The organism is Microbacterium sp. ZOR0019 (assembly GCF_000800925.1).
GTDB lineage: Bacteria > Actinomycetota > Actinomycetes > Actinomycetales > Microbacteriaceae > Microbacterium > Microbacterium aurugineum.
Genome location: NZ_JRKC01000098.1, coordinates 1 through 7,399 on the forward strand (window position 1 = coordinate 1; position 7,399 = coordinate 7,399).

At 66.2% G+C, this 7,399-nt stretch carries 10 protein-coding genes; all 10 read left to right on the forward strand.

Translation table 11 applies throughout. The features are described from left to right. Nucleotides 1-219 precede the first annotated feature (219 nt). Nucleotides 220-555, forward strand: coding sequence for a hypothetical protein (locus L978_RS17460; RefSeq protein ID WP_046746675.1), 336 nt, complete (start codon nt 220-222; stop codon nt 553-555). Continuing rightward, nucleotides 552-1,799, forward strand: a complete 1,248-nt coding sequence (locus L978_RS17465; protein WP_047524665.1) for a hypothetical protein — start codon at nt 552-554, stop codon at nt 1,797-1,799. Before L978_RS17460 ends, L978_RS17465 begins: the two co-directional genes overlap by 4 nt. 19 nt (nt 1,800-1,818) lie before the next feature. Continuing rightward, entirely contained in the window at nt 1,819-2,322 is a 504-nt protein-coding gene (locus L978_RS17470; RefSeq protein ID WP_047524667.1) for a hypothetical protein, read from the forward strand. After that, the gene (locus tag L978_RS17475; protein ID WP_047524668.1) at nt 2,322-2,900 is read left to right on the forward strand and encodes a hypothetical protein; all 579 of its coding nucleotides are present in this window, start codon (nt 2,322-2,324) and stop codon (nt 2,898-2,900) included. The genes L978_RS17470 and L978_RS17475 overlap by 1 nt, the downstream gene beginning before the upstream one ends. Then, entirely contained in the window at nt 2,897-3,457 is a 561-nt protein-coding gene (locus L978_RS17480) for a hypothetical protein (RefSeq protein WP_156118323.1), read from the forward strand. The genes L978_RS17475 and L978_RS17480 overlap by 4 nt, the downstream gene beginning before the upstream one ends. 214 nt (nt 3,458-3,671) lie before the next feature. Then, nucleotides 3,672-4,172, forward strand: a complete 501-nt coding sequence (locus L978_RS17485) for a hypothetical protein (RefSeq protein WP_134352899.1) — start codon at nt 3,672-3,674, stop codon at nt 4,170-4,172. A gap of 36 nt (nt 4,173-4,208) precedes the next feature. After that, nucleotides 4,209-4,607, forward strand: a complete 399-nt coding sequence (locus tag L978_RS17490; RefSeq protein WP_047524672.1) for a hypothetical protein — start codon at nt 4,209-4,211, stop codon at nt 4,605-4,607. Nucleotides 4,608-4,616: 9 nt separating this feature from the next. Continuing rightward, entirely contained in the window at nt 4,617-5,933 is a 1,317-nt protein-coding gene (locus L978_RS17495) for a putative T7SS-secreted protein (protein ID WP_047524673.1), read from the forward strand. A gap of 1 nt (nt 5,934) precedes the next feature. After that, nucleotides 5,935-6,534 carry a hypothetical protein gene (locus L978_RS17500; protein ID WP_047524675.1) on the forward strand — a complete coding sequence of 200 codons (600 nt, stop codon included), beginning with the start codon at nt 5,935-5,937 and terminating at the stop codon, nt 6,532-6,534. Nucleotides 6,535-6,570: 36 nt separating this feature from the next. Further along, complete coding sequence (locus tag L978_RS17505; protein WP_047524677.1) at nt 6,571-7,209, forward strand: hypothetical protein; 639 nt, start codon at nt 6,571-6,573, stop codon at nt 7,207-7,209. Nucleotides 7,210-7,399: the final 190 nt, after the last annotated feature.

The window sequence follows — 7,399 nt, forward strand, 5'->3', positions numbered from 1 at the left end:
TGCGTCGGGGAAGTTCGGTGAGGGGTACACGGAGTTGACGACGGGTCTGAAGACCGCGGTCGACGGCATCAACGACATGTCGGAGTCGCTGCTGGGCATGATGCGGGCGATCCAGGATCTGGATCAGCAGCTCGCCGGTAGCTGACACACGGTCTCGGGAAGGGGTCGACGGGATCCGTCGGCTCCTTCTCACCACCCCCGCTGGAGAGGACGTTCGCGATGGACATCATGCTCGATCTGGACCGGCTCCGACTGACGAAGACCGGCCTGACATCGTCGGTCGATGCCTTCGAATCGGCGGCTCAGACCAACGATGCGCTGGAGAGCGCCGTCGGAAAGCCGGACGGACGTTCCGAGCTGCGGCAGAAGGTCTCCGACTTCGAGGACGACTGGAAGTCGAACCGCGGCAAGCTGCAGAAGAACCTCGACGAGATCCTCAAGCAGCTGACCGGGATCATCGATGGTTGGGAGCAATGGGACTCCGAGACCGCGAACGGATTCGAGAACCCGACGAGCACCGCAGACGTCTCGGTAGGAAAGGCCACTCCACGATGAGGTCTCCGTTCACGCAGCACGAACTGCGACCGCTTGAGGGGAACCCGACCGTGATCTGGGATGACGGCGACGGATTCGTGAAGCTCGCCGCCACGATGTCCGAGACCGCGGTGCTGCTCACCGAGATCGGTGACTCCAGCGTGCACAAGAGCAAAGGCACGGACAAACTCGGCGACATGGCGCGGGAGTCGTCGAGTGACCTGTCGGATGCTGCGGTGCGCTACGAGGGGACGGGCACGGCGCTGCGTACCTATGCGGATGCGTTGAGGACCGCGCAGAACTGGCTCGACCTTCACCTCGACGAGGTCGAGCGCGCGGAGAGGGACTATCAGAGCGCGCTCGATGAGAAGGAAACCGCCGACCGGAACCAGGCCTCGATCGAGCATCAGTGGCCGTGGGAGGACGAGCCGACACAGGCCGACAAGGAAGCAGCGTCCGGTGCTGTCGACGCGGCGAACACCTCGCTCACCGGAGCGAAGGCGGATCGCGACGCCCAGTGGCGCAGTTTCGACCATGTCTTCGGGGCGTGGTCCGATGCGTATGACGATGCCGTGGAGGGCGTGCAGAAGGCCATGGACACGGCCGACAACGGCGACGGATTCTGGGGATTCGTCGACGACCTCCTCACCGTCATCTCCGTCGTCCTGATCGTTCTCACGATCGTCGCGCTGATCATCGGCGCCCCGTTCACTGGCCTGCTGGCGGGGGTACTCCTCGGACTCACCCTCCTCAGCCTCGGTCTCACGGCGCTCAAGTATCTCGACGGTCGTGCGACGCTGGGCGATGTCGGGCTCGCCGCGCTCGGCCTGCTGCCGTTCGGGATCGGGAGGGTGCTCTCGAAGGGCGTTCCTGCGCTCGGTGCCGTCCTCAGCGGCGGACGGGGTGTCGTCACCTCGGTGATCCGCGCGGGCCTGCCGCGCGTGCGGCTCTTTCATCCGTCCACCTGGGCGACGCCGTTCCAGTGGCTCGCAGCCCCTATCCGTTCGATGTCGAACCTGCCCAGACCGGGTCTCTTCGTCAACCCGTTGCGGACGATCGTCAACGGCGGCCCCGAGGTGCAGCAGATGCAGCGATTCCTCACGACGATGCACAACTCGCAGTGGGGGACGAATCCGGCCGTGCAGCAGTTCATCGCGGCGACCGCGTCGCACTTCCCCTCCAGCCTGGTATCGCGGCTGAACGCGGTGAACTGGCTCGGATCCACGAGTCTGAACGTCTACGGGTCGATCACGGCGCCCTGGTGACGGCCTACGCTTGATTCTCATGACCTCCCCTCGGGCCTCCGTGCACAAGCGGATCACGACGATGTATCTCCTGCTGCGGATGATGCAGGCGGCGGCGCTGATCGTCTATCTGGTTGGGTCTTTGCTTCTCACCGGAGGACAGATCGCCGCCGGTCGTGCGCCGATGTGGGGCGTTGCCATCGACTACCCCCTGTTCTCTTTTCCAGGGCTGCTATCTCTCGTCGTGTCCGTCATCGGTCTCATCCTGGCCGCCGCTGTTCTCGCTACGGCGCGTGTGAACGATTCCGGTCGAGTGGGCGGAGCGTTCGCGGCGACGGGTGCGGCCACCGCGTCCTCGGCGATGTTCGCGTGGATGCTCCCTTCGGAAGGGGCGACCGAGGCTACGCTGCGGTGGGTAGCGGCCGGTCTCGACGGGACCGCCACTGTGGTTCTGATGGTCGCAGCGCTGATCCTCGCCGTCCGAGATGACCGTGCTCGTCAGCGTGAAGGACGCCCGATATGGACCCCGGGTCAGGAAAGCTGATGGCCGAAGACGAGCCCGGCGGATTCAGCATCCTGTTCCCGCCGGGATGGACACGGTACTTCATCGATGATGAGGGGCGAAAAGCCCTGATCATGCGGATGTCGTCGCAGATTCGAGCGCTCGGTCGCCCCGATCTCGATGTCGAGGCGCGGATGCTGATCAGCCAGCAATGGAAGCAGATGCAGGCGCGGAGTGTCGGTGCGGTCTACCTTCCGGACGCGATGGGGGACGACTCGACACCTCTGCCGATGTCGTTCGCGCTGATCCAATACGTCGCTCGTCCCGGAGCCGATTTCGAGTCGGCGTTCCGCGACATGGCGAAGGGGGCCGTCGAAGCTTTCGACACGTCGATCGGTCGGATTCTGCGGACCGAGAGCGAGCGCCGCGGCACAGACGAGCTCGCGGAGGTGATCGGGCGGCAGATCGACTACGGCATCGCGCTTCCGAACCCGCGTGACCGTCGCGGCATGATCGTCTCGACCTCCATCACCACGCTCGACGACACGGCACCTGATCTGGTGCAGGGTCTGATCGAGCTCAGCGACACGGTCGTCGAGACGTTCCGGTGGCGTGCGTGACCGGCTACCGGGTGCTGCCAGACCAAGCCGCCTGGCTGACACTTCCGCTCGAGTTCCCGTGGGGAGACTTCGTCGATGACGTCTCCTGGGCCGCCGAGGTCGCAGATGACAGAGCAGTTGCCGACGCGCCTGCGGCCGTCCGCACGGCGATCGCCGAGAGCGCGCTCACTCTCGTGCGCGCCGAGCCGCCGCTTCCCGGCGTGCGGGAGCGTTTCTGGTGGCTCCCCTCGATCGGCGGATCGGTCGTGGTCGCGCATCTGACGGCCGTCGAACTCGACGAGTCGCTCCACGAGCAGCCCCTCGATTCCTTTGTCTTCCTCGGCGCGGGAGGAATGGTCCAGAACATCACCGAGGTCGAGGGAACCGCGTTCGACACGGCCCTGGACTGTGTGCTGCTCGTCCCGGTCGACGACACGACCATCGCGCTGAGGCGCCTTCTCGGACGGACGGCGCGGATGCTGCTCATGCTCGATGTGTTCGTCGATGACGGCGGTGCGCTCCACGAGGCGCAGCACGATATCTCGGCGCTCTTCACCTCGATCGAAGTGGTGCACTGATCGTGCGCCTGGATGGGGAGTCGCTGCTGGGCATGATGCGTGCGATCCAGGATCTGGATCAGCAGCTCGCGGGCAGCTGACGAACGGCACGGTTTCACGGAGAGGGTCGACCAGGTGGTCGGCCCTCTTCGTCGTCACCCGCCCGACGGCGGCCCGTGTGAGACGTCGGCCCGCCAAGTGGCAGTGAGACCCTCCGATCCCATAAGGTGGCCGAGTGAATCAGACGGACAGGTCCCGCATCTCGGGCCGCCGTTGCGACTGCGGCTACCTCGCCACCGGCACGCCGCCTGCGAGGCTCTGCTTCGACTGTGGAGATCGAGCGCTGGCCGATTGGGTCGCGGAGGAGAAGAGCGTGCTCGGGCCCCTGCCGGGCTACGCGGTCGAGGTGGCGGAGATCATCCGCGACGCGGCGAAGAACCAGGCGGCGGCGATCAAGAAGCGCTCGAATGAACCCTTCGCCGAAGCCGCACGCGAGCGGAGCCAGGCGGCCCGGCGTCTTTCGCGGGTCCGCCGTGCCCACCGCCGCGAGCTGGACGGGGTCTCTCTGGACCGCTGGCAGGCGGCTGCCGCCCTGCTCGGCAGTGACCCCCGGGAGTTGTTCCGCAAGGAGTCCAAGCGCTTCGTGAAGCGTGGTCTCGGAGCGGCGCAGCTGACGGCCTTGGGTGTCGATGCGATGCAGATCGTCGTCAAGACCGTGCAGGAGAAAAGACGCTGATCGAGTGTGGGGACTTCTCCCCATCGCCTGAGCGGCATGGTGACCGCTATCGTCGAATCCGGCGAGGGAGGACCACTGATGGCGGGCAACGACGGGATGCTGCTTCCGATGAGCGAGCTGCAGGAGATGTCACAGCAGATCACTTCGATCATCACCGAGTTCGAGTCGGCCAGCGCGCGACAGGGAGATGTCCAAGAAGCGGTCGGTCGGCCCGCCGGTGATGGGCGACTGCGCGACCGCTGCCACTCGTTCGAGGGCAGCTGGAACGACAGCCGGGACAAACTCCTCAGCAAGCTCCGCACGGTGAGCGAGCGCGTGCAAGGAACGATCGACGAGACGCAGCAGGCCGACGTCGACCTCGCGAGCCAGATGGAGCCGTCTTCCCCGTCGAGTCAGCCGGCGGGGCGGGGCCCCGGCGCTGCCCAGGCAGTCTAGGAGAACAACATGCAGACGACCAGAGGGCGCACGGTCGAGGTCATCGCCGGGAACCCCGGCGACATCGACGCCAGAGCCACGCAGATCTCCGATCTCGCTGACGACATGTTGTCCGCTGCCGCGACCCTGCGCGGCATCGGCGACGGCAGCATCCGCGGCAAGGGCTATGCCATGGACAAGATCCGCGAGGTCGTGGACGACTCGCACAAGGATCTCAAGGAGGCGGGCGAGCGCTATCGCCCGGCGGGGACCGTTCTCAGTCGCTACGCGACCGCGCTGTCGACGGCGCAACAGCAGATGGCCACGATCGTCTCGGACTGCGAGACCTCCTTGAGTGCGGTTCAGTCGGCCCAAGGTGACGCTTCGGATGCACAGGGCGCGTTCAGCAGCTTCCGCACCGAGGTCGCCGCTGCCCCTCCCGCTCCCGAGGAGCAGGATGCGAGCGCGCAGCAGAGCGACCGACTCGAGCAGGCGGCTGCGAGTGCGGCGCTCGCGCTCTCGCAGGCGAGGGAGACGCACGCCGAGAACCTCCGTGCCTACGACGGCGTCTTCGAGACGTGGGAGGGCGCCTACGAGACGGCCGTGAGCGACCTCGAGGATGCCAACAAGATCGGCGAGGACTCCACCTGGGAGAACATCGCCGGCGTCCTCGCCGTCGTCGCTGAAGTGCTCAGCTGGGTCGGACTCGGTCTCGCCGTCCTCGGCCTGATCATCGGCGGCCCTTTCATTGCCGCGCTCGCCGTGATCGTCGCCGTCGCGTCGCTGCTCGTCACGGTCGCTCTCATGTTCGACGGGCGCAAAGGCATCGGCGACCTGTTGTGGTCGGTGGTGGGTATCCTCCCCATAGGCAAGCTCGGCCTGCTGTTCAAGAAGGGCGGACAGCTGAAATTCCTCGGGGAGATCGGCAAAGGCATCGCGAAGCCGTTCCAACAGGTCAAGGGTCTCCGGGGACTCCAGTTCGCCCCGCGCAGCGGATGGCGGGCCGACTGGCTGCCGAAGTTCGATGCTTTCGCCGGTCGGGTGTCCGGCGTCAAGATGACCGGCCCTTTCTCGTTGAAGGGGATGCTCGACCGATTCGTCGGCGGTACCGGGCGCTCCTTCACGATCGCGTTCACGGACGCTGTCGGGTCGGCGCCGAAGCAGGCCATGGGAACCCAGTTGTTCAGTCAGCTGCCGACGGCGCTGCAGAACGTCGTCGGCGGAGCACCGACGACGTTCGAGCAGGTCTTCAACGTCTACAAGTGGATCGACCGCGGTGTGTCGGCGACGGGAGGACGCCCTTCCGGCGCCCTCTCGCCCGCGGGTGCCATCAATGGGCTGTTCTGAGATGGGCGAGTCACTGTCGGAATCCGGGTGGGATCTGAACTACGACGCCGCGTTGTTCATCCCCCTTCCCTCGGCGGAGGAGCTCGCCGCCGATCCGGAGCGCGGGCCGATGTGGATCGGGGAGGTTCTCGAGCACTACGCGGCGTCGGCACCGCTGACCGAAGGTGACCGCCAGGGTCTGACGGTGACCGCCGAGGCACTCCTGAGCATGGCCGAGCCGTTCGTGATGCGCCTGTGGTTCGCTCCGCCCGGGTTCTACAGCGATGTGCTGGTGAGCCTTGTGGTGACCGACGCCGAAGGGGACTCGGCGAGAGAGATCGTCCAGCGTGTGACCGAGAATCCGGGAGCGACCGCGCCCGACGGGATCGCCATCGAGTCGGATACGCATGGCTCAGGAGTTCTGATCCGCCGCACCGCCGGAGTGCAGGCTCAAGACTCGAGTGCACTGCTGGTCGCCCAGTGGGATCTGCTGCTCCACGTGCACGGTGTGCTCATCGCCGCCAACGTCATGGCCACCACGCTTCCGGTGCTCGCCCAGCTCGAGGGTGAGCTGCTGGCCCTCGTCGAAGGCATCGTGCTCCCCGACGCCGTCATCGCATGATGCCGTCTCGGGGGCTTTTCCTGTGAGGATGGGGAGATGAACGATCTTCGTGTGGAGCTGCGGTACGGCATCCCCCCGTTCCGAATCGCGCTGCCGCCGGGGTGGCATCGAAGGGCTGCGTCGACGGCAACCGAGAAGGCTGACCTCGCGCGTGCATCGGAGCTGTTCCGCCAAGCCGGACGCCCCGATCTCGAGGCACAGTATCGGGCGATGATGGCCCGTGTGCGTCAGGGCATGACGCGGGCGAAGGTGTTCGCGATCTACCGGCAGGAGGATGTCGAAGCCGACGAACTCCTGCCGATGTCGATCACGGCGTCGGCGGTCGATGGCGAGGGTGGCCGCAATCTCGACGCCTGGATCACGGATGCGTTCCGGCTGCGTGGAGCGAGCTTCCTCGAGGATGCCAAGCATGTCGTGCGGTGGGAGGGCCCGGCGGCCCAGGCGCCCCGTGGCGCGGAGCTCGAACAGGTGACCGGACGAACGATCACGTACGCCCTGCCGGTGCCGGAGACCGACCGCACGCGCGCGCTGGTGTTCACGACGACCATCCTCACGCCAGACGGTGGCGGGATCTCCGACGAAGCGATTCAGGGCATGACACTGCTCAGCGATCTGATGATCTCCACCGTTGCGTGGGAGCAGGCGATGCCGGAGACGGTTCCGGGCTCGGTGTGAGCGACTGCGGCTTTGTTCCGCCATCCGGTGGGGGACGGGTCGGTGATGGGGAGTTGTCCCCATCGACGGTGTTTGTGGGTGCCGCGTAGGGTGGTGTTATTCGGGCCGGAGGGGTCCGGTTCTTTCGATTTGCGGAGGTGTGGACGATGGCCGATTTCGGTGCGTCTTATGCAGAGATGGAGCAGGTGGC

Bases quoted from the DNA above. Each gene is read 5' to 3' on its own strand.
- L978_RS17460 (WP_046746675.1), top strand. From the start codon at position 220: ATGGACATCATGCTCGATCTGGACCGGCTCCGACTGACGAAGACCGGC.
- L978_RS17465 (WP_047524665.1), top strand. From the start codon at position 552: ATGAGGTCTCCGTTCACGCAGCACGAACTGCGACCGCTTGAGGGGAAC.
- L978_RS17470 (WP_047524667.1), top strand. From the start codon at position 1,819: ATGACCTCCCCTCGGGCCTCCGTGCACAAGCGGATCACGACGATGTAT.
- L978_RS17475 (WP_047524668.1), top strand. From the start codon at position 2,322: ATGGCCGAAGACGAGCCCGGCGGATTCAGCATCCTGTTCCCGCCGGGA.
- L978_RS17490 (WP_047524672.1), top strand. From the start codon at position 4,209: ATGGTGACCGCTATCGTCGAATCCGGCGAGGGAGGACCACTGATGGCG.
- L978_RS17495 (WP_047524673.1), top strand. From the start codon at position 4,617: ATGCAGACGACCAGAGGGCGCACGGTCGAGGTCATCGCCGGGAACCCC.
- L978_RS17500 (WP_047524675.1), top strand. From the start codon at position 5,935: ATGGGCGAGTCACTGTCGGAATCCGGGTGGGATCTGAACTACGACGCC.
- L978_RS17505 (WP_047524677.1), top strand. From the start codon at position 6,571: ATGAACGATCTTCGTGTGGAGCTGCGGTACGGCATCCCCCCGTTCCGA.